The organism is Herbidospora sakaeratensis, assembly GCF_001570525.1.
GTDB lineage: Bacteria > Actinomycetota > Actinomycetes > Streptosporangiales > Streptosporangiaceae > Herbidospora > Herbidospora sakaeratensis.
Genome location: NZ_BBXC01000008.1, coordinates 819917 through 837741 on the forward strand (window position 1 = coordinate 819917; position 17825 = coordinate 837741).

Consider the following 17825-nt stretch of genomic DNA (forward strand, 5'->3'; position numbering starts at 1 on the left):
AGGGTCCCGGTCACCCGGGACCTGCCACGGAACGGGATATCTCGACGCGGCCCGGCGGCGGATCCCGCTCACCGGATCCGAAGGCGTGCCGTTGTTCGGCCCGCGACGTGCGGCTCTTCGGGACTTCGGGACTTCGACGGGACCGTGCGTTCAGGCGCCCGGGACCGCTCGCCGAGTGCACTTGTCTCCGTGAAGACCGACACCTCCCGGCAGATCGCCACGTTCGCGCTCGTGCTGCCCGTTCTCGTGCTCCCCGCCGTCGCCTACGCCGTCTCCCAGGGGGTCGATCTCGATCGTGTCGGGGAGGCGCCGATTCCCGCGCAGATCGCCCTCTACGGGCAGGCGCTCGCCCCGGCGCTCGCGGCCGCCGTCGCCTTCCGGGGGCGCGGGTTCCCGTGGGGGTTCGGGAAGGCCCCGCCGACGACGTTGCTGACGGCGTGGGCGATCCCCGTCATCGGGGCCGGGGTCGCCTACGGGACCGGGTGGCTCACCGGGCTGGCCTCGTTCAGTGCTCAGGGGTTGCCCATGCCGCCGGTGCTCACGCTGCTCGTCGGGCTGGTGCCGGGGTTGGTCCCCTATCTGGTGCTGGCGCTGGGCGAGCAGCTCGGGTGGAGTTCGCTGCTCGTCACGCGGCTCGGGGAGCGGCACTCCGCCGACGTCGTCGCGGTGATCGTCGGGCTCGCGTGGGCGCTGTTCCACGTGCCGCTGATGCTGTTCGTCCCGGGGGCGGTGGATCCCGGCGTGCCGATGGCCTACGCGCTGTTCTGGTTCGCCGTGCAGTCGGTCGTGCTGGCGTTTCCGCTGGTCTGGTTCCGGCTCAGGACGGGGTCGATCTGGCCGGTGCTGGTCCTGCACGCCACGTTCAACGCCGCCACCTACTTCGTCGGCCAGGCCATGACGCAGCCGCGGGCGCCCTGGCTGCTGGGCGAGGGCGGGGTGCTGACGACCGCCGGGATCGCCGTGGCGGTGGCGGCGACCGCCCGGTGGTGGCGTCAGCCTCGGGTGAGCCCGGCCGCGGCGTAGGCGTCGGCCTCGTCGAGGGTCTCCTGGTCGAGCAGGGCCGCGACGATGCCCTCCAGCCGGTGGCGGTTGTCGGAGATGAGGCGTTGGGCGTCGGCGTAGCACTCGTCGACGATGCGCCTGGCCTCGTCGTCGACGGAGGCCAGCGTGGCCGAGGCGGCCTGCGGCGGGCCCTCGGTCGGCAGGATGGTCAGCGGGCCGATCAGCGGCGACATGCCCCACCGGCCGACCATGCCCCGGGCGATCGAGGTGACCTGTTCGAGGTCGTTCTCCGCGCCCGTGGTGACGATGCCGAACACCACCTGCTCGGCCGCCATGCCGCCCAGCGCGCCGGTGATGCGGCCCCGGAGGTAGCGCTCGTCGTAGGCGTACCTGTCGTCTTCGGGGGTCGACAGGGTCACGCCGAGGGCGCGGCCCCGGGGGATGATCGAGATCTTGCGGACGGGGTCGGCGCCCGGCAGCAGCATGCCCAGGAGGGCGTGGCCCGCCTCGTGGTAGGCGGTGCGGGTGCGTTCCTCCTCCGGCATCACGATGGCGCGGGCCGTACCGAGCTGGAGTTTCTCCAGGGCGTCGGCGAAGTCGGCCGGGGTGACGGCGTTGTGGCCGCGGCGGGCGGCGAGCAGCGCGGCCTCGTTGACGAGGTTGGCGAGGTCGGCGCCGGTCATGCCGGGCGTGCTCTTCGCGATGGCCGGGATCTGCACCGCCGGCGACAACGGCACGCCGCGGGTGTGCACGCGCAGGATCGCCATGCGGCCCTGCTGGTCGGGGGGCGCGACGACGATGTTGCGGTCGAAGCGGCCCGGCCGCAGCAGCGCCGCGTCGAGGACCTCGGGACGGTTGGTGGCCGCGATGACGATGACACCCTCGTTGCCGGTGAAGCCGTCCATCTCGGTCAGGACCTGGTTGAGGGTCTGCTCGCGCTCGTCGTGACCCCCTATGGTCGAGGCCCCCCGGGTGCGCCCGATCGCGTCGATCTCGTCGATGAACACGATCGACGGGGCGACCTTTCTGGCCTCGTCGAACAGCTCCCGGACGCGGGAGGCGCCGACGCCCACGATCATCTCGATGAACTCCGAGGCGCTGGCCGAGAAGAACGGCACGCTCGCCTCGCCGGCCACCGCCCGCGCGAGCAGGGTCTTGCCGGTGCCGGGCGGGCCGGTGAGCAGCACGCCCTTGGGCAACTTGGCCCCCAGGCGGCGGTACTTCCCCGGCTCCTTCAGGTAGTCGACGATCTCGATGAGCTCGTTCTCGACCTCGTCGATGCCGGCGACGTCGCTGAAGTTGACCCGGACCTTGCCGCTCTCGACCGGTTTGGCGGCGCGGTTGCGGCCGATCCCGCCGAGGCCGCCGCTCCCGCCCATCATGCTGCCGGCCCGCCGCATCAGCCACACCCACACGCCCGCGAGCAGCAGGATGGGCAGCAGCGAGAGCACCAGGTTCCAGAAGGTGCCGCGCTGGTCGTCGGCGGGTTCGGCCTGGATGGTCACGTTCTGCTGGGTGAGCTGCTGGTAGATCTGCTCCTGGTTCGCGAAGACCGGGATCACCGTGGCGAACTTGGTGAAGGTGTCCTTCTGCTTGTCGCCGGGGATCGGCTGCGCCTTCTTCAGGTCGCCCTGGATGGACGTGCCGGTGGCGTAGATGTCCTGCACGTTCCCGCCGGTCACCTGGCGGGTGAACTCGGTGTAGGAGATGGTCTGGCGCGGTTCGCCGTCGAAGAACGAGCTGATGATGAAGAAGGCCGCGTAGGTGAGCGCCATGGTCAGCGCGAACCGCCACCAGTTGATCTTCGGGCGGTTCGGCCTGGGCGGGGGCAGTCCTTCGGACCGCCAGGGCTTCGGCTCGTCCCCGTTCTTCTCGGGACGGCTGTCCGGGCGGTCGCGGTCCCCCTCCCGGAAGTCGTTCGGCGGCTCACCCACGTCGGCTCCTCGGCTCTATGGCAGGCGTCAGTGGTGGCGGGCCGCCTCGATGGCCTCCTTGAGCTGGTTCTCGGCCTCCTGGGTCAGGGACGTGTGGATGATGCGCCCGCCCATGGGCGCGACCTGGGGCAGCACCTTGTCGCGGGTGCTGTCCTCGACGAGCAGGAACAGGGCCGCGCCGCCCGGCCTGAGGCCCTCGGCGACGTCCTTCATGAACTTGTCGTCGACCCCGATGTCGGTCTTGGCGCCGACCAGGGCGCCGGTCGCGGCGCCGACGGCCGCGCCGACCAGCGGCATGAAGAAGATGAGGCCGATCAGGCCGCCCCACAGGGCGCCGCCCGCCGCGCCGGTCGCGGCCATGTTGACGGCCGGCTTCATCTTGATCTTGCCCTCGGTCGTGTGCTCGACGATGGCGGCGTCGGTGAGCGTGATCAGATGCTCCTGCTGGAGCTGGAACAGCTTGTCCCGCACCTGTACGGCGGTGCCGAGGTCGTCATACGCGATGGCGATCAACGTAGCCATGATGGAGCTCCCCCCGAAGTCCAGATAAGGGGATATTTCCCCAGATGGGACCGGGTCTAAAGCACCTTGATCTTGCCCATCACCGTGTTGATGTCGCGGTAGCTCTTCTTCTGGCTGTCGGGGATGCTGATGAAGACCAGCGCGGGCTTGGCGCCGGGCACGTCCACGAGCGCGATGGCGGCGGCCGACTTCCGCTTGTCGCCCTTGATCGTGTAGCTGACGTCGTAGCCGAGCACCCAGGCCGGACGGTCGTCGATCTCGGTCAGGTCGGCCGACGTCCACTTGATGGTGGCGCCGGCGGGGTGGTGGTTGAGCGTCCAGCGGGCGGCCAGGAAGGCGGTGTCCTTCAGGTCGTCCTGCACCTCGATCGGCACCGGGCAGGAGACCAGCAGGCCCCGGTAGGCCGAGCCCTTGACCTTGGGCAGCAGCTGGCGGGACGCGAACGGCGAGGCCGAGGCCAGGTCCCAGTCGCCGGCGAAGCGGGGGAAGGCCACGCCCGACCGTTCGTCCTTGACCGAACCGCGGATCTTGGCGCTCCTGCCCGCGAAGGCGCGCAGCTTCTCCTGGCCGTCGGGCAGTTCGGGCACCCGGGGGTCGTCGAGCGCGTCGGTCATCGCGGTCGAGAGCGGGCTGACCGAAGGGGACGGGCTCGGGAGCGGCGGGGTGGGCGAGGGCGGCGCGGCGGTCGTCGCGGCGACCGTCACCGGGTCGGCTTTCGGCGCGGGCGCGGCGGCGGCCTCACCGGGGTCGTTGCGGGTGAGGACGACTCCCGCGGCCACCACGCCGAGGGCGGCGACGACCGTCACGACGGCGGCGGTCCGGTAGACGAGCCGCATGGGCAGATCGCCCAGACCTTTGGTCGACGGCGGGGGTGGCGGGTCCGGGATCGTGATCTTCGGTAACGGGCTGGTCTCCGCTTCCGCCGCAACGTACGAAGGAGTGGCCTTCGTCCCATAGTCCCCAGGTGGCACGTCGGCGAGCGTACGGCAAAACACGGCAATTCGGGTGCGATAGCCATCACACTTCGGGAACGAGGTTTGCGGCTCATAATGACTGGGTGCAGGTAGAGCTCCGGTTCGCCCCGGGATCGGCGATCCATCACGATCTTTCCGCCGTGCGCCAGGACGGCCGCTGTCTCTGGGTCGCCGGAGACGAGTGGGCGGGGGTCGAACGCCTCACGTGGCGCGACGGCGCCTTCCAGGACCATCGCACCTTCCGGCTGGCCGAGTTCGTCGACCTGCCCGCCGGTCCCGACGACGAGGCCGACATCGAGGGCCTGGCCCGCGCCGACGGCTGGCTCTGGGCCGTCGGCTCCCACAGCCTCAAGCGCAAGCGGGTCAAGCCCGGCCAGAACGGCGACAAGGCCCGCAAGCGGCTGGCCACGGTCGTCCGCGAGGAGAACCGCTTCACGCTCGTCCGCCTCCCCCTCGTCGAGCGCGACGGCCTGCCCGAACCGGTGCGGGCCGACGGCGCGCGGCGGGCCGCCATCCTCAGCGGGCCCGGGCGCAACCTGGCCGACATGCTCGAACACGACCCCCACCTGGCGCCGTTCCTGCGGCTTCCGGGCAAGGACAACGGCGTCGACGTCGAGGGCATCGCGGTCGTCGGCGAGCGGGTGTTCGTCGGCCTGCGCGGGCCGGTGCTGCGCGGCTGGGCGGTCATCCTGGAGATCCGCCCCGAGCCCGACCCCCACGACCCCGGCCGGCTGCGTTTCGCCCCGGTCGGCGACGCGCGTTACCGCACCCACTTCGTCGACCTCGACGGCCTGGGCATCCGCGACCTGTGCCCGATCGGCGACGAGGTGCTGATCCTGGCCGGGCCCACGATGACCCACGACGGCCCGGTGAAGATCGTGCGCTGGACGCCCGGCAACGGCTTCGCCGACCCGCCGATCCACGTCGCCGACCTCACGACGGGCGTCAGGGACGACCGCCCCGAGGGCCTGGCGGTGCTGGGCGACGGGCGGCTGATGATCGTCCACGACAGCCCCTCGCCCCTGCGGCTCACGCCCGAGGGGGTCTGGGCCGACGTGCTCACCATCTGACGTGATTCGTATGCGCCTTTACAGCCGCTGAACACGATCGTCATAGTGTTCCTATCGTGTTCCTCCTGACATTTCGTGCCGGGAGCCGAGTTGAAGCGCAGGAGCAGCGTTCGCGCCGATCTGTTCAAAGAACTCGCCATATCCCTCATCAGCGGGCTCATCCTCGCGGCGGGAGCGAGTCTGCTGCCCGTCGCGCGTCCCGGGAGCGTGCTCGGCTCCATCCCCCTGTGGGTGTACGTCGCGACCGCGGCGACCCTCGCGGCGCTGCTGGCGTTCCTCGTCGCCAACCGTCTGCGGCGCGGCCGTCAGGCCTTCGTCATGATCTCGGCGATCGCCGAGACACGATGGCTCGCCGACCTGCTCTCCGACCTGTCGCGCGCCCTCGACCGCCATGGCGTCGACCTGGTCGTGAAACTGCCCGTCCACGACCACACCGGGCGCAGTCAGCTCCAGTGCCTCGACTCCCTGCGGCGTGAACGCCGGTCCTACATGGGCGGCTTCATGGTCGTCGACCAACTCCACCGGATGCCGCAGGAGTTGTCGGAGGCCTGCCGTCACCTCAGGCATCCCGTGGTGTTCCTCGACCGGGATCCCTTCGCGGACGAGGCGGACTTCCCGCCGCGCACCGCATTCGTGGGCACCGATCCCGCGGAGATCGGCGAGATGGTGGCGAACCTGCTGGCCAAGCACCTGATCGAGCGCGGCGTCCGGAGTCCCTCGGTGCTCGTCATCGCCGGTGACGCGCAGGGCCCCCGAGCGGAACGTTTCGAGACCCGGTTCCGCGAGCTGATGCCCTCGGCGCGCATCGAGACGAGCACCCAGGGCCAGTTCGTCCGCGAACGCGCCCGGGAGATCACCCTCGCCCGCCTCGCCCGCGGCGGTCCGGCTCCCGACGCCATCTTCTGCACCAACGACGAGATGGCGCTGGGCGCCGCCGACGCGGTTCAGTCCCGCTCTCCGGCGGCCGACCCGATGATCATCGGGGTCGACGGCATTCCAGAGGCGCTGGCGGCCATCGGCCTGGGCACCGGACCCTTCCGGGGCACGGCGGTCCAGGACACCCGCCGGATGGCGGAGGTCGCCGTCGACGCCCTGATGCGCCTGCGCGCGGGAGAGCGGCCTCCCACGAGACTCCTGGTGCCCACGTCTCTCTATCCGCTGAGCTGACCTGGGCTCACGTGTTTCTCAGCGGGCCCCGGATCGCCGGGCGGAAGCCGCCCTCGCGCAACCACGGCGCGGTGGCCACGACCGTCACCGAGCCCGGCGCGATCTCGGTGAAGCCCGCGTCACGGACCGCCGGCAGGTCGGCCTCGGCCAGCTTGGCCCAGTCGTAGGGACTGGCGGTCCGCACCGACACGGCGAACCCGGTCTCGGCCCACGCCGCCCGGTCGGACGGCGCGGTCGCCCACCACGCCAGCTGGGCGGCGTGGCCGGCCTGGGCCATCGCCTTGCCGGCGGTCATCTCCAGGTGGGGGTTGATCCACAACACGCAGGGCGCGCCGGGCGGTCCCGGCGGTTCGGGGTCGTCGAGGTCGGTGCCCGACACCTGCAGCCGCGACAGGTCTTTGGGCCAGCCGTCGAGCGGGACCGGCGGGTGGACGCGGACCAGCGCGCTCCCGGCCGACACCGTCTCGCCGGGCAGCTGGAGCACCCGCGTCCATTCGGCCCCGCGGGCCCGGCGCACCACCTTGCGGATGCCGTGGCTCTCCCAGCCCCGGACCGCCTGGGCCCACTCGCCCTCGCCGCCCGAGCGGTGGTCGCTGACCATGCGCAGCACGGCCAGCGCCGCGGCTTCAAGCGCGTCGGTACGCCGTGGCGGGGTCGCCCGTTCGATCCGGACCACCAGCGGCAGCACGTATTGGCTCACCGGCCAATACTGCCAGCCCCGCGCGCGATCCGTATCGACATGACGGCGGCGAGTGCGCACAGGCCGCCCGACACGTACCAGGCGAGGTCGTAGGTGCCGAGGTGGTCGCGGGTCACCCCGGCCAGGGTCGCGGCGAAGGCCGCGCCGATCTGGTGGGAGGCGAACACCCAGCCGAACACGATCGGCCCGTCGTCGCCGTAGATCTTGCGGCAGAGCGCCACCGTCGGCGGCACCGTGGCGACCCAGTCGAGGCCGTAGAAGACGATGAACACGATCATGCTGGGGTGGGCGGAGTCGCCGAACAGCTGCGGCAGGATCAGCAGCGACGCACCCCGCAGGGCGTAGTAGACGCCCAGCAGCACCCGCGCGTCGATGCGGTCGCTCAGCCAGCCCGACAGGATCGTGCCGGCGATGTCGAAGATCCCGATGACGGCCAGCAGGCTCGCCGCGACCGGCTCGGCCATGCCGTGGTCGTGGGCGGCCGGGATGAAGTGGGTGCCGACCAGGCCGTTGGTGGACGCGCCGCAGATGGCGAACCCGCCGGCCAGATACCAGAACGACCGGGTCCGGGCGGCCTCCCGCAGGCTCCGCAGGGCGCGCGTGGCCGGTCCGACCGTGGCGGGCGCGGGGGGCGGCGGGGGCTCGGTGGCGCCGTACGGGAGCAGCCCCACGTCGGCGGGGTGGTCGCGCAGCAGGAAGAAGACGAGCGGGACCACCGCCAGCGCCGAGGCCGCCACGACCAGCGCGGCGGTCCGCCAGCCGCTTCCCTCGACCAGCAGCGCCAGCACCGGCAGGAAGATGAGCTGCCCGGTCGCTCCTCCGGCGGTCAGGATGCCGGTGACCAGGCCCCGGCTGCGCACGAACCACCGCTGGGTCAGCGTCGCGGCGAAGACCAGCGCCATCGAGCCGGTGCCCAGGCCGACGAGCACGCCCCAGCAGAGCACGAGCTGCCAGCTCGCGGTCATGAAGACGGTCACGCCGCTGCCGAGGGCGACCAGCGCCAGGGCGTAGGTGACGACCCGGCGCATGCCGAAGCGGTCCATCAGGGCGGCGGCGAAGGGGGCGGTCAGGCCGTAGAACATCAGGTTGATCGACACGGCGAACCCGATGGTGCCGCGCGACCAGCCGAACTCCTCCTGCAACGGCGTGATCAGCACGCCGGGCGTGGCCCGGAACCCGGCCGCGCCGATGATCGCGATCAGGGCGATGCCGCCCACGATCCAGGCCCGGTGCACGCGTGCGGGCCGGGTCACCCCCCGAGTGATGGTCATGCCGGACATCCTGCCGACCAGGGGCTTAACCCCACCAGTGGCCCATAAGCCAATATGTGAAAGAATCGGGCCATGCCCCATCGTGTCGCCATGCTGGTCCTCGACGACTTCGCGACCATGGACGTCGGCATCCCCGGCCAGTTCTTCGGCATCGCCGAAGACGCCGACCGGCGGAAACTCTACGACGTCAGGACCTGCACGCCCGACGGCGGGCCGGTCCGCTGCGCCGCGGGCTACGCCATCGTGCCCGACCACGACCTGTCGCTCCTCGACGACGCCGACACGGTGATCATCCCGGGCGTGCACGGCGGGCCGCCGTTCGAGGGCTCCCTCGACCCCCGGGTGGCCGAGGCGCTGCGGGCCGTCCACACCCGCAAGCGCATCGTGTCGATCTGCACCGGCGCGTTCGTGCTGGCGGCGGCCGGGCTGCTCGACGGCCGCCCGGCGACCACCCACTGGCGCAACGCGAACCGGTTCCGGCGGCTCTACCCCGGCGTGCTGCTCAACCCCGAGGTGCTGTTCGTCGACGACGGCGACATCCTCACCTCGGCCGGCGTCGCGGCCGGCACCGACCTGGCCCTGCACATCATCAGGTCCGACTTCGGCACCGAGGTCGCCAACCGGGTGGCCCGCCGCTGCGTGACCGCGCCGTTCCGCGAGGGCGGCCAGGCCCAGTTCATCGAACGCCCGCTGCCGCCCGCCCAGGGGGCCTCGACCGAGTCGACCCGGGCCTGGATGTTGTCACGGCTGGCCGAGCCGCTCGACCTCACCGCGCTGGCCGCGCACGCCCGCATGAGCGTGCGCACCTTCACCCGCCGGTTCCGCGAGGAGACGGGCCTGTCACCCGCCCGCTGGCTCAACCGGCAGCGGGTCGAGCACGCCCGCCGGCTGCTGGAGACGACCGGGCTGCCGGTCGACGAGGTGGCCAGGGAGGCCGGGTTCGGCACGGCGGTGTCGCTGCGCCAGCACCTGCACGCGGCGGTCGGGGTCTCCCCCATCGCCTACCGGCAGACGTTCCGGCCTCAGGCCGCCCTGCGCAGCACCACCAGCGCGACGTCGTCTTCGTGATCGGGGCGCATCATCGCGTCGATCACCCGGTCGCAGTAGGCCTCCAGGTCGTCCTCTACGGCGTCCGACAACTCCTGGAGGCGGGCCATGCCCTCCTGGAGGGTCAGGTCGCGGCGCTCCACCAGCCCGTCGGTGACCAGCACCAGCGACTCCCCCGGTTCGAGCGTGAACCGCGCCTCGCCGGGCCGGTGCAGGCGGGCGCCGAGCAGCGGCCCGGGCATGCTCAGATAGTCGGCACGCCGCTCCGAGACCAGCAGCGGCGGCAGGTGCCCCGCGTTGCACATCACGATCTCGCCGGTCGACGGCGTGAGCAGCAGCAGCGCGACCGTGGCCAGCTCACGCGGCAGGAACCGCAACATCAGCAGGTTGACCTGCCGCAGGATCTCGTCGAGGGGATGGCCCTCGCTGGCGTAGGCGCGCACGGCGTGCCGGATCTCGGCCATCACGGTCGCGGCGTGCAGCGAGTGGCCCATGACGTCGCCGATCGCGACCATGAGCTTGCCGCCGATCTCGATGACCTCGTAGAAGTCGCCGCCGATCTCGGCCTTCGCGCTGGCCGGCACGTAGCGGGCGGCCAGCTCGACCCCCGCGACCGAGGGCAGTGACCGGGGCAGCAGGGCCCGCTGCAGGGTGAGCGCGATGCGCCGCTCCTCGTCGATCGACCGCAGCGCCTCCACCGCCAGCGCCACCCCCATCGAGAGCTGGCTGAGCACGTGGGCGTCGTCGTCGCCGAAGGCCAGCGCCGCCTCGACCAGCACGCCGACGGGCGGCCGTCCCTGCACCCGGGCCAGCGCGACCTTCACCTCTTCCCCGACCACCGACGGCGCCAGCACCCCGGCCCAGTCGGACCCGGGGGTGGTGCGCATCGTCGGCCCGCGCGGCACCCCGCCGGGGTCGAGCAGCGGCGAGTCGCCCGCCACCGTCCCGCCGGAGTCGCAGGTGACGTAGCGGCTGCCCTCCTCGGTCGGCGCGAACACGGTCGCGGGGCCGCCGAACATGCGGACCGCGCCGTCGGCCGCCGCCCGGAGCAGCTCGTCGAGGGTGCCGGCCATGTTGAGGGCCAGGGTGGTGTCCGAGAGCCCGGCCAGCCGTCCGGCCAGCCGTTCGGCCTGGCGGCGGGCGCGGGCGTAGCGCAGGGTGGCGTTGACCGTGGCCAGCAGCACCTCGGGTTCGACCGGTTCGATCAGGTAGCCGTCGGCGCCGCGGGCGAGCCCCTGCGTCCGGTCGCCGACCCCGACCGCCGAGGCGGTCAGGTGGATCACCGGCACGGCCGCGCTGACCGGGTCGGCCTTGATCCGCTCGCACACCTCGAACCCCGACATGTCGGGCATGCGGACGTCGAGCAGCACCAGGTCGGGCAGCGACTCCTTGATGAGGCTGAGCGCCTCGCCGCCCGAGGCGGCCTCGACGACCGCGTACCCGGAGTGCTGGAGCCAGGTGGCGATGACGTAGCGGTTGGCGCTGATGTCGTCGACGACGAGGATTCGTTCAGGCATCGCGTTTTCCGATCTCACCGACCGCCCGGAGCAACTCCCCCCGGGTCAGGCGTGACTTGTCCAGGGCCACGCCGTCGATCCCGCCCGTGTCGGCCGAGGTGACCACGATGACGGGCGTGGCGGCCAGGGCGGGGTCGGCGCGCAGTTCCCCGATGACCTCCTCGCCGGTCAGGCCCGGCATGCGCAGGTCGAGCAGCAGCAGGTCGGGACGGGCCCGGCGGACGGCCGCGAGGGCGGCGTAGCCGTCGGGGGCGTCCTCGATCTCCTCGGCGACCCCGTGCAGCAGGCCGCGCAGCATGGTGCGGAAGGCCGCGTCGTCGTCGGCGACGACCACCCGGCCCAGGTGGAGGCGGTCGAGGCGCGGGAGGCGTACCTCGAAGACCGTGCCCTCCCCCACCACGCTGCGGACCGTCATCTCGCCCCCGAGGATGGCGACCAGGCTCCGGGCGTAGGGCAGGCCCAGGCCGGTGCCCGTCACCGACGCCTGGATGGGGCCTCTGACCTGGTGGAACTCCTCGAAGATGCGCTCGATCTCCTCTTCGGGGATGCCGATGCCGGTGTCGGCGACCCGCAGCAGCACGTGGTCGCCGTCGGCGTGGGCGCCGACCCTGACCTCGCCCCGCTCGGTGAACTTCAGGCCGTTGGTGAGCAGGTTGCGCAGCACGTGGGTGAGCATCAGCTCGTCGGTCTGCAGGATCTCCACGCCGTCGGGGTCGTCGACGACCAGCGTGACCCCCTCGCGCGCCATCGGCCCCAGGGTCTCCTTGAGGCGGCGCAGCAGGCCGCGCAGCGACACGTCGACGACCTCGGGTTCGAGCCGGCCCGACTCGGCCTTGGCCAGGTCGAGCAGCTCGTTGACGAGGTTGAGCAGGTCGCGGCCCGACTCCCGGATCAGCTCGGCCTGGCGGCGCTTCTCGTCGTCGAGGGGTTCGCCGAGGTCGAGCAGCATGCGGGCCAGGCCCAGGATCGAGCTGGCCGGGGCGCGCAGCTCGTGGCTGACGCTGGCCAGGAACCGGGTCTTGGCCTCGTTGGCCTCGCGCAGCCGGGCCGACTTGTCCTCCAGCTCGGCGTAGAGGGCCACCACGCCCTGGTTGGTGCGTTCGAGCTCCTCCGACAGCTGGGTGTAGAGGGCCATCACGCCCCGGTTGGTCTCCTCCAGCTCGTCGCGCTGCGACTGGACGTCCTCCAGCGCCGCCATCAGGTCCTGGTTCTGGGCCCGCAGTTCGTCGAGCGGGCTCGTCTTGGCCAGACCGGCCAGGGTGGCGCGCAGGTCGCGCAGCCATTCGCCGGTGTAACGCCCGGGGGGCAACCCCTTGCTCAGGATGACGTCCTCCCCCTCGCGTGTGACCTCGTCGACCAGGCGGGCCGCCGCCGCGAAGCCGGGCGCGGCGGGGCTCAGCGGGCCGTAGCCGCGCACCCTGACGCGGAGCGGCCCGTCGATGGAGAAGGCGATTCTCGCGCCTCCGGCCTGGTTGAGCACCTCCCGGCCGACCTCGCTGAGCGCGGTCGCCAGGCGCACCTGGTCCTGCTGGTCGAGGCCGGCGGCGCCGGCGACCACACGGGCGTGCTGCCGCAGTGTGAACACGTCGCCCTCGCCCCTGACCTCGATCGACAACAGCTCGCCCGACGTCATGACGGCATCCTGGCGACCAGCACGCCGGCGTCGTCGCGGCGGACGCCGAGATCCCGGAGGAGGGTCCCGGCGATCACCAGGGGACGGCGGGTGACCAGGCCCGGATAGTCGCCGAAGGTCCAGCGCTGCCGCAGTCCGTCGGTGTGCATGACGATCAGTGCCCCGGGAGGCAGGGGGTAGTCGTACTGTCTGATGGCCGCCGCGCGGTGCCCCGCGATGCCCGGCAGGGAGACCAGCCCGCGGTGGTCGCCCCGGTGGACGACCGTCGCCGCGATGTTGCCCAGCCCGGCGAAGGTGAGGGCGCCGCCGTCGGCCTGCGCGATGGCCACCGCCACGCCCCGGGTGTGCGAGATCTCCCCGTGGACGTGCTTCACGAGCTGGACGGGCGGCCCCGCGGGGGCCTCCTCGAAGGCCCGGACCGCCGCGCCCGCCGCCGAGGCGGCCAGCGGCCCGTGCCCGAGCCCGTCGCAGAGCATCAGGGTGATCGTCTCGCCGTCGGTGCGCCAGGCGTAGGCGTCTCCGCCGGAGTCCTCGCCCGGCATCGGCCGGGTCAGGCCCGCGACGTCGAGGGGACCGGTCTCCCCGATCCGGACCGCGAAGACGGTGCCGAAGCCCGGCCGTGAGTAGACGTCGGACCAGTCGGACAGGCGCCGGATGGCGCCCAGCCCGATGCCCAGCCCGCCCCGGCTCGAGAGCCCCTCGACCGGCGGCGGGTCGAAGCCCGGCCCCGAGTCGAGGGCGACGATCTCGACGCGTCCCGGGCCCCGCCGGACCAGGATGCGCCCGCTGCCCGCGTGCCGCTGCACGTTGGCCGCCAGCTCGGCCGCCACGATGGCGACCTCGGCGACCCGCTGCTCCGGCAGCCCCGCCGCCGCCGCCCGGTCGGAGGCCGCGCGGCGGACCGCGCCGACCGCGCTCTCCTCCGTGACGTCGATCCAGACGTCGGTCAGCGGGCCCACTTGACCACCGTCACGGTGGTTCCGTCGCCGGGAGCGGTCTCGATGGCGAACTCGTCGACGAGCCGGCGGGCCCCGCCGAGCCCGAGCCCCATACCCGAGCCGCTGGTGAAGCCGTCGGTCAGCGCCTGCGCGACGTCGGCGATGCCCGGCCCCTTGTCGCGGAAGACCGCCCGCACGCCCTTGCGGAGCCCGTTCTGGACCTGTTCGACGACGGCGCCGCCGCCCCCGCCGTAGGTGAGGGTGTTGCGGGCCAGCTCGCTGGCCGCCGTCACCAGCTTGGTCTGGTCGACGAGCGACAACTTCGCGTCGACGGCCGCCGCGCGCACCGCCTGGCGGACCCGGACGACGTCGGCGTCGCCGGCGATGGGAAGTTCCTGGACGGTCATCTCGCCGAGCCGCCGGCCAGGCTGAGCAGCCGCATGCCGCGCTCCACGTCGAGCGCCGTCTTGATCCCGTCGAGGGAGAGCCCGAGCTCGACCAGGGTGATCGCGACGGCCGGGCGCATGCCCACGACCACCGTGTCGGCGTCGAGCACCCGCGACAGGGCCGCCATCGTGGCCAGCATCCGCCCGGTGAACGAGTCGACGATGTCGAGGGCGGTGATGTCGATCACGACGCCCCGCGCCCCGGTCTCGACGATCCGGTCGGCCAGGTCCTCCTGCAGCGCGACGACCATGTCGTCGCGCAGGTCGACCTGGATGGAGACCAGCAGCATCTGGCCGATCTTGAGAATGGGGAGGCGTTCCATCACAGGCCGCGCTTGGACATCTCGGCCGTGACGTCGACCCCGATGCGGCCCAGGGCGAGCAGCAGCGCGTCGGCCAGCGTGGCCTTGGTGGCGATGTCGCCGAACTCGATGCCGAGCGCCACGATCGTCTGCGCGATCTGCGGCCGGATGCCCGAGATGATGCACTCGGCGCCCATCAGCCGGGCCGCCACGATCGTCTTCAGCAGGTGCTGGGCGACCTGCGTGTCGACCGCCGGGACGCCGGTGATGTCGATGATCGCGTACTCGCTGCCGGTGTCGACCAGCGTCTGCAGCAGCTTCTCCATGACGACCTGGGCGCGCGCCGAGTCGAGCGTGCCGACCAGCGGCAGCGCGACCACGCCCTGCCAGAGCTTGACCACCGGGGTGGCCAGTTCGAGCAGCTGCTCGGCCTGGTTGGAGATCACCTCTTCGCGGGCCTTCGTGTAGGTCTCGAAGGTGAACAGCCCGAGCTCGTCGATCACGTCGGAGAAGGCCGTGAACTCCGGCCCCACCCCGACCGACTCCCGCACCGCCTTCTTGAGCGCGAAGACGCTGATCGCCGTCTCACGCGGGCTGAACCCCTGCAGGGCCCGTCCCCGGGACAGGTCGACCAGCAGCGCCCGGACCTCGCCGTAGGCGGACGAGCGGGTGTCGGCCCCGTCGGCCGCGCTCATCGACGACAACACGGCGTCGAGGATCTCCCGGAGCTCCTTGTCGAGCTCGATCTCCGAGATCCGCCCGCGCAACGACGCCGCCACGTCGGCCCGCCAACGGCGGACGAGGTCTTCCTCCGCCGCCCGGCACCGATCGATAAGGTCACCGAAAGGTTCCGAGGTCATGTGCCCCTCCAAGTCGTACCGGATACGCATTATTCGCGACCCCCACCCTAGAGAAGTCGCCGGGACTGCGACATGTTTCTGAATAGAGGCCTCTCTGTGGTAGGTCTTATGCGGTTACGAACAGAGGGAGATCATGGACAACCTCCGGGTTCACGTGGCTCCGTCGGGGGCCTACGCCGTGATCACCGTGGCCGGGGACGTCGACGCCACCACCACAGGGCAACTGCACGAGGCCGTCACCCGGGCCCGGGAGATCTCGGCCCACCTGGTGCTCGACCTGGCCGGCATGACCTTCATGGACAGCGCCGGCATCCGCGTGCTCCTCGACGCCTTCCACCACACCCAGACCGAGGGCGGCAGCGTCGCCCTGACCGGCCCCCGGCCCTCACCCCGGAAGGTGATGGAACTGGTCGGCCTGGCCGACCACATCCCTATCTACGACTCGCCCGCTGAGGCTGTCGCCGCCGGCCCGGCCTGAACCGGGCGTTCTCCTCGGCCTCCCTGGCCTTCCGCCGCCGCCTGCCGAGGAACCATCCGGCCCCGAGCACGGCCAGGCCGAGCGGGGTCTTCGACAACCAGCGGGTCGCGAACACCTGCAGAATTCTCTTCATGTGTACCGCCCCTGCCCTGAATCTCCGCAGGTAGACCCGACGACACGAGATGGAACGCCCTCCTGTACGCCGAGGGCGAGGTCTTCATCGCACGGGTGAAGTGGTGCCGGAAGGTGACCGGGCTGTCGAACCCGCAGGCGGCCGCGACCTCCTCGACGGGAGTGCCGGTCCCCTCCAGGAGGGGCAGACTCGCGGCGACCCGCTGCGCGATCACCCATTTGAGCGGGCTGGTGCCCGACTTGCGGGCGAAGTGCCGCAGGAACGACCGTTCCGACATGGCGGCCTCCCGGGCCATCTCCCGCACGGAGATCGGCCGCCCCAGCCTCTGGAGGGCCCACTCCATGGCGCGCCCGACGGCGTCCTCCTCGGTCGGGGTGACCGGCGTCTCGATGAACTGCGCCTGCCCGCCCTCCCGGTGCGGCGCGACGACCAGGCGACGGGCGACGGCGTTGGCGACCGTGGGACCGTGGTCGGTCCTGACGAGGTGAAGCAGCAGATCGAGCCCCGCCGCGCTGCCCGCGCTGGTCAGGACATCGCCGTGGTCGACGTAGAGCACGTCGGGCGTGACGGTGACGGCGGGGAAGCGGGCCTTGAGCAGGGGGGCGTACCGCCAATGGGTGGTGGCCTCCCGCCCGTCGAGCAGCCCGGCGGCGGCCAGCGCGAACGCGCCCGAACAGATCGAGACGACCCTCGCCCCTCTGTCGTGGGCGGCCCGGAGGGCCTCGACGAGCGCGGGCGAGACCTGCCGGCGCACGTCGCGCACCCCCGGGATGACGACCGTGCCGGCCCCCTCGAAGGCGTCGAGGCCGTGGGACGGGGTGATCGTGAACCCGCCGACGGCCCGCAGCGGTGACGTGGTCTCGGCGCAGACGGTCAGGTCGTACCACTCGACGCCGTCGGGCCGGGCGACGCTGAAGATCTCGACGACGCACCCGAGCTCGAACGGGGCCATTCCGTCGAAGGCCAGGACGGCGACACGATGGGGCATGGCGGAATCTTAACGAAAGGGGGCGTTTCCGCCACTCCTACCGGTGTGGGGTGGTGCGGCAGGCTTTGCCGCATGTCAGCGATTCTGCGTACCCCAGCCGCCTCCCCCGCCGTCGCCTTCGCCCACTTCGCGGGCCGGTTGGCGGTGGAGACCGACGTGGCCGACGTGGCCCGCGACCTGGCCGAGGGGGTGAGCGGGGTGGTCGTGGTGGACGTCCGCAGCAAGGAGAGCTGGGACCAGGGGCACGTGCCAGGGGCGGTGCACATTCCGGTCAGCGAGATCGCCTCGGCGACGTTGCCGTTCGACCAGGTGATCGTCGTCTACTGCTGGAGCCCGGGGTGCAACGGGGCCCAGCAGGGCGGAGCCGCTTTTGCGCGGCTGGGGTATCGGGTCAAGGAGATGATCGGGGGGTTCGAGTACTGGGCCAAGGAGGGGTTCCCGGTCGAGCTGAGGGACGGGACGGTTCGGCGGCGGGCGGTGGATCCCCTGGTCGGGAACCTGTCAGCGGAGGGTGCCGAAGGTCCAGTGGGGGGCGTAGGGGTGGGGGTGGCCGGCGGGGGTTGAGCGTTGCCTGTAGGTGGTGTGGTGACGGGGGAGGTCGCGGAGCAGGGCTGCGATGCGGGTTTTGACGGTGGTCGTCATGGGGGTCCTTCGGTGGTCACGGGGCGCCGGCTCTGGCCGGTCTTCTGGCGCGGCGCCGGTCTGTCGGCTGTCGCGCGGTCTCCCGTCTGGGCGGCGGGGACTTAGGTAGAGGATGCGGGGCCTGACTTGGGGCGGGTTTGGTCTCCGCTTGATGAGGACTGGGAGGGCCGGTCGGGGCGCTTCCCCGTCCCAGGCACCCTC

General features: G+C 72.0%; 18 protein-coding genes and 1 pseudogene. 6 read left to right on the top strand and 13 right to left on the bottom strand.

Annotated features, from left to right (window positions below; translation table 11 throughout):
- The first annotated feature begins 189 nt into the window (after window positions 1-189).
- Window positions 190-1023 carry a CPBP family intramembrane glutamic endopeptidase gene (locus AW271_RS09485; protein WP_062335005.1) on the top strand — a complete coding sequence of 278 codons (834 nt, stop codon included), beginning with the start codon at window positions 190-192 and terminating at the stop codon, window positions 1021-1023.
- Here AW271_RS09485 and ftsH read toward each other — a convergent pair.
- Genes ftsH through AW271_RS09500 form a run of 3 tightly spaced genes read right to left on the bottom strand, consistent with a single transcriptional unit; the run spans window position 993 to window position 4294 of the window.
- Window positions 993-2936: an ATP-dependent zinc metalloprotease FtsH gene (ftsH, locus tag AW271_RS09490; RefSeq protein ID WP_062335007.1), complete on the bottom strand. Its 1944-nt coding sequence runs from the start codon at window positions 2934-2936 to the stop codon at window positions 993-995. The two genes, AW271_RS09485 and ftsH, sit on opposite strands and share 31 nt — an antisense overlap.
- 27 nt (window positions 2937-2963) lie before the next feature.
- The gene (locus AW271_RS09495; protein WP_062335009.1) at window positions 2964-3458 is read right to left on the bottom strand and encodes a DUF1269 domain-containing protein; all 495 of its coding nucleotides are present in this window, start codon (window positions 3456-3458) and stop codon (window positions 2964-2966) included.
- A gap of 56 nt (window positions 3459-3514) precedes the next feature.
- Window positions 3515-4294, bottom strand: coding sequence for a hypothetical protein (locus AW271_RS09500; protein WP_062335010.1), 780 nt, complete (start codon window positions 4292-4294; stop codon window positions 3515-3517).
- A 221-nt stretch (window positions 4295-4515) separates the two neighbouring features.
- On the opposite strand from AW271_RS09500, the gene AW271_RS09505 reads away from it, so the two are divergent.
- Window positions 4516-5502, top strand: a complete 987-nt coding sequence (locus AW271_RS09505; RefSeq protein ID WP_062335012.1) for a DUF3616 domain-containing protein — start codon at window positions 4516-4518, stop codon at window positions 5500-5502.
- 90 nt (window positions 5503-5592) lie between these two features.
- A complete protein-coding gene (locus AW271_RS09510; RefSeq protein ID WP_062335015.1) occupies window positions 5593-6669 on the top strand; it encodes a sugar ABC transporter substrate-binding protein in 1077 nt (358 codons plus the stop codon).
- Between the two features lie 7 nt (window positions 6670-6676).
- Here AW271_RS09510 and AW271_RS09515 read toward each other — a convergent pair whose 3' ends face one another.
- Together AW271_RS09515 and AW271_RS09520 are read right to left on the bottom strand one after the other, a co-directional pair.
- Window positions 6677-7369 carry an aminoacyl-tRNA hydrolase gene (locus AW271_RS09515; RefSeq protein ID WP_062335017.1) on the bottom strand — a complete coding sequence of 231 codons (693 nt, stop codon included), beginning with the start codon at window positions 7367-7369 and terminating at the stop codon, window positions 6677-6679.
- The gene (locus tag AW271_RS09520; RefSeq protein ID WP_218008000.1) at window positions 7366-8640 is read right to left on the bottom strand and encodes an MFS transporter; all 1275 of its coding nucleotides are present in this window, start codon (window positions 8638-8640) and stop codon (window positions 7366-7368) included. Before AW271_RS09520 ends, AW271_RS09515 begins: the two co-directional genes overlap by 4 nt.
- Window positions 8641-8712: 72 nt before the next feature.
- On the opposite strand from AW271_RS09520, the gene AW271_RS09525 reads away from it, so the two are divergent.
- Window positions 8713-9708, top strand: a complete 996-nt coding sequence (locus AW271_RS09525) for a GlxA family transcriptional regulator (RefSeq protein WP_062335020.1) — start codon at window positions 8713-8715, stop codon at window positions 9706-9708.
- Here AW271_RS09525 and AW271_RS09530 read toward each other — a convergent pair.
- Genes AW271_RS09530 through AW271_RS09555 form a run of 6 tightly spaced genes read right to left on the bottom strand, consistent with a single transcriptional unit; the run spans window position 9663 to window position 15383 of the window.
- The gene (locus AW271_RS09530) at window positions 9663-11204 is read right to left on the bottom strand and encodes a fused response regulator/phosphatase (protein ID WP_062335023.1); all 1542 of its coding nucleotides are present in this window, start codon (window positions 11202-11204) and stop codon (window positions 9663-9665) included. The genes AW271_RS09525 and AW271_RS09530 overlap by 46 nt on opposite strands.
- Window positions 11197-12837 (bottom strand): ATP-binding protein, encoded by a 1641-nt coding sequence (locus tag AW271_RS09535; RefSeq protein ID WP_062335026.1) that lies wholly within the window; start codon window positions 12835-12837, stop codon window positions 11197-11199. Before AW271_RS09535 ends, AW271_RS09530 begins: the two co-directional genes overlap by 8 nt.
- On the bottom strand, window positions 12834-13796 hold the full coding sequence (locus AW271_RS09540) for an ATP-binding protein (RefSeq protein ID WP_062335028.1): 963 nt from the start codon (window positions 13794-13796) through the stop codon (window positions 12834-12836). Before AW271_RS09540 ends, AW271_RS09535 begins: the two co-directional genes overlap by 4 nt.
- The gene (locus tag AW271_RS09545; protein WP_062335030.1) at window positions 13784-14182 is read right to left on the bottom strand and encodes an anti-sigma regulatory factor; all 399 of its coding nucleotides are present in this window, start codon (window positions 14180-14182) and stop codon (window positions 13784-13786) included. Before AW271_RS09545 ends, AW271_RS09540 begins: the two co-directional genes overlap by 13 nt.
- A complete protein-coding gene (locus tag AW271_RS09550) occupies window positions 14179-14544 on the bottom strand; it encodes an STAS domain-containing protein (protein ID WP_062335033.1) in 366 nt (121 codons plus the stop codon). Before AW271_RS09550 ends, AW271_RS09545 begins: the two co-directional genes overlap by 4 nt.
- Entirely contained in the window at window positions 14544-15383 is an 840-nt protein-coding gene (locus AW271_RS09555) for an STAS domain-containing protein (protein ID WP_062335036.1), read from the bottom strand. The genes AW271_RS09550 and AW271_RS09555 overlap by 1 nt, the downstream gene beginning before the upstream one ends.
- Before the next feature lie 133 nt (window positions 15384-15516).
- Between AW271_RS09555 and AW271_RS09560 the strand changes: the two genes are divergently transcribed.
- A complete protein-coding gene (locus AW271_RS09560) occupies window positions 15517-15861 on the top strand; it encodes an STAS domain-containing protein (protein WP_062335039.1) in 345 nt (114 codons plus the stop codon).
- Here AW271_RS09560 and AW271_RS43100 read toward each other — a convergent pair.
- Window positions 15815-15994, bottom strand: coding sequence for a DUF6203 family protein (locus AW271_RS43100; protein WP_369408337.1), 180 nt, complete (start codon window positions 15992-15994; stop codon window positions 15815-15817). The two genes, AW271_RS09560 and AW271_RS43100, sit on opposite strands and share 47 nt — an antisense overlap.
- Before the next feature lie 52 nt (window positions 15995-16046).
- Window positions 16047-16982 (bottom strand): annotated as a pseudogene (locus tag AW271_RS09565) (helix-turn-helix domain-containing protein); the annotation flags it as partial.
- 72 nt (window positions 16983-17054) lie between these two features.
- Here AW271_RS09565 and AW271_RS09570 point away from each other — a divergent pair.
- The gene (locus AW271_RS09570) at window positions 17055-17546 is read left to right on the top strand and encodes a rhodanese-like domain-containing protein (RefSeq protein ID WP_063817921.1); all 492 of its coding nucleotides are present in this window, start codon (window positions 17055-17057) and stop codon (window positions 17544-17546) included.
- The last annotated feature ends 279 nt before the right edge of the window (window positions 17547-17825 follow it).

Excerpts from the sequence above, each read along its gene's own strand:
- AW271_RS09545 (WP_062335030.1), bottom strand. The coding sequence starts at position 14,182 with ATGACCGTCCAGGAACTTCCCATCGCCGGCGACGCCGACGTCGTCCGG.
- AW271_RS09555 (WP_062335036.1), bottom strand. The coding sequence starts at position 15,383 with ATGACCTCGGAACCTTTCGGTGACCTTATCGATCGGTGCCGGGCGGCG.
- AW271_RS09550 (WP_062335033.1), bottom strand. The coding sequence starts at position 14,544 with ATGGAACGCCTCCCCATTCTCAAGATCGGCCAGATGCTGCTGGTCTCC.
- AW271_RS09530 (WP_062335023.1), bottom strand. The coding sequence starts at position 11,204 with ATGCCTGAACGAATCCTCGTCGTCGACGACATCAGCGCCAACCGCTAC.
- AW271_RS09560 (WP_062335039.1), top strand. The coding sequence starts at position 15,517 with ATGGACAACCTCCGGGTTCACGTGGCTCCGTCGGGGGCCTACGCCGTG.
- AW271_RS09500 (WP_062335010.1), bottom strand. The coding sequence starts at position 4,294 with ATGCGGCTCGTCTACCGGACCGCCGCCGTCGTGACGGTCGTCGCCGCC.
- AW271_RS09570 (WP_063817921.1), top strand. The coding sequence starts at position 17,055 with ATGTCAGCGATTCTGCGTACCCCAGCCGCCTCCCCCGCCGTCGCCTTC.
- AW271_RS09525 (WP_062335020.1), top strand. The coding sequence starts at position 8,713 with ATGCCCCATCGTGTCGCCATGCTGGTCCTCGACGACTTCGCGACCATG.
- AW271_RS09535 (WP_062335026.1), bottom strand. The coding sequence starts at position 12,837 with ATGACGTCGGGCGAGCTGTTGTCGATCGAGGTCAGGGGCGAGGGCGAC.
- AW271_RS09495 (WP_062335009.1), bottom strand. The coding sequence starts at position 3,458 with ATGGCTACGTTGATCGCCATCGCGTATGACGACCTCGGCACCGCCGTA.
- AW271_RS09520 (WP_218008000.1), bottom strand. The coding sequence starts at position 8,640 with ATGACCATCACTCGGGGGGTGACCCGGCCCGCACGCGTGCACCGGGCC.
- AW271_RS43100 (WP_369408337.1), bottom strand. The coding sequence starts at position 15,994 with ATGAAGAGAATTCTGCAGGTGTTCGCGACCCGCTGGTTGTCGAAGACC.